The sequence below is a fragment of the Bacteroides timonensis genome (assembly GCF_000513195.1).
In the GTDB taxonomy this organism is placed as follows: domain Bacteria; phylum Bacteroidota; class Bacteroidia; order Bacteroidales; family Bacteroidaceae; genus Bacteroides; species Bacteroides timonensis.
In genome coordinates this window covers 1-1,860 of record NZ_CBVI010000201.1, presented here as the reverse complement: position 1 = coordinate 1,860, position 1,860 = coordinate 1, and the positions used below count along the sequence as shown (strand labels likewise).

At 43.9% G+C, this 1,860-nt stretch carries 1 protein-coding gene; it reads right to left on the bottom strand.

Annotation, left to right across the window (positions count from 1 at the left end):
- Window positions 1-1,709: IS66 family transposase (tnpC, locus tag BN161_RS27810; protein WP_167332584.1), on the bottom strand; the 1,709-nt coding region annotated here is incomplete at its 3' end.
- Window positions 1,710-1,860: the final 151 nt, after the last annotated feature.

Here is a 1,860-nt window from a genome sequence, read left to right as displayed (position 1 = left end):
GGAAGCAGACTTTCATAGTCCTTGTTCCCCTCCATCAATTGACGAAAGACATGCGTGAGATAATCCAGTGGAGACAAATCATTCAGCTTGGCAGTCTCTATCAGGGTGTAATAAGTCATAGCAACTTCCACACCTTTTTCACTACCAAAGAATAGAGTATTCTTACGGCCTATTGTCAAAGGTCGTATCTTTCGTTCCGCTTCCAAATTATCTATGTCGTAGCGACCATCATGTCGATAGTGGAGCAATTTCTCCCATCCATTGAGCATGTAGTTCAACGCGGTGTTCATCATTTCACCAAAATGAATCCTTTTATCTTTTAGCATCCGATGGACCCTATCCAGCAGTTTGTTTAGGATTTCGGTGACATCCATACGATTTCGTCTTTCTCTTATTTGCTCATCGGTCCGATTCAACAACCTGTTTTCCAACTCTATCGCATATAACCTTCCTATCTGCTCTACGAACCAACCGGCATCCTTATCCTTGCTTATGTCGAAAGCCAATTTGAATTTGGCCCTTACGTGACACCAGCATAGAATATGTTCGTTTTCAGGATTCAGTTTCACGAAAAATCGATAACCGGCATAGGCATCAGTCTGTATTCCTCCGATAAAACCCTCAAGGAAGTTTGCTATCGGTCGGGTTCCACGGCTATCATCCTCATCATTATCATAAAGGAAGTAAACAAGTTTATTTATCTTGTTCACCACAACCCAAACATACTTCTTGAAGTACTTCCCGTTCTGAAACTCATCGCTCACGATTCGAACCCTGCACCAAGTCTCATCGATATTAAGCACTGATTTTGCTTTAAGCAGCAACTGCTTGAGACAAGGCAACAGGTTTTGAAGCAGAACAGAGCCTTTGCCAAGCCAGTTGCTGACGGTTTGTTGGCAAACGGACATCTTTTCGTTAGTCAAGCGGATGGCTTCTCTATAAACAGGCAAATGAAGCTGGAAACGATCCATAGCCAGACTGGCAAGGAACTCCGGAGTACAGTGAGTGCCATCTATGACATTTGCTTTAGGACGACGAGAATCATTGCCGTCTTTTGGAATATACATCTCATGGCGGACACCAAACTCATCTTCTAAAACAACCAATCGATAGCGGGTACATTTGACGTAACTCTCTCTGGTAAATTCATCTTCATCCTTAAAGCCTACGATTCTCATGCCGGCGGGAATGAGGTCAGTACGGCTCTCCAATATTTCTACTTTCGCGGCATCCATCGTTGTGTAAGGGCCGCGGGGACCGCGATTCTTATCCAAAGGCTTGTTGCTGACCTTAGACGGATCAACTCCATCGGGCGTCTGAGCGGGAACAGAGCTATTGCTGGAGGACGATGATACAGAGCCGGGAGTTCCATCGTAATGATCCTTTTCCTCTTCACGGCTGGGCTTAGTGTCAGGCTTACTGCAGGACTTTAAGCTCTTCTTGCCAAAGGAAAACTTGTTATGACGCTGATTGTAGTCATTGAGCTTGGCCACTTCAGCAGTAAGCCTGGCTATCTGATCCAACAGGGCTTTTCTTTCAACGGCATCCGCATCAAGAGCCTTCTCTAAAGAAGAAATCAGGCTTCTGAATTGGGCGATTGTTTCGTCCTTGGACTGCAACAGATTCAAAAAGTCTTGACGTTCCATTTCAGACAGAGGTGTTTCAGCCCTCGATTCAATCTCGAGGGCATTCAAATAATGGGATTCCATGATCATCCTATCTATGTCCGTCAGCTCTTTTTGCATAGTGCAAAGATACAAAAAACGGAACAATAAAACAAAACATAATCATTGCAATCAACTGATTATCAGTTAACTAATATTAATCTCAAGCTCTTTACGAACAGGACAACTAAGCAGA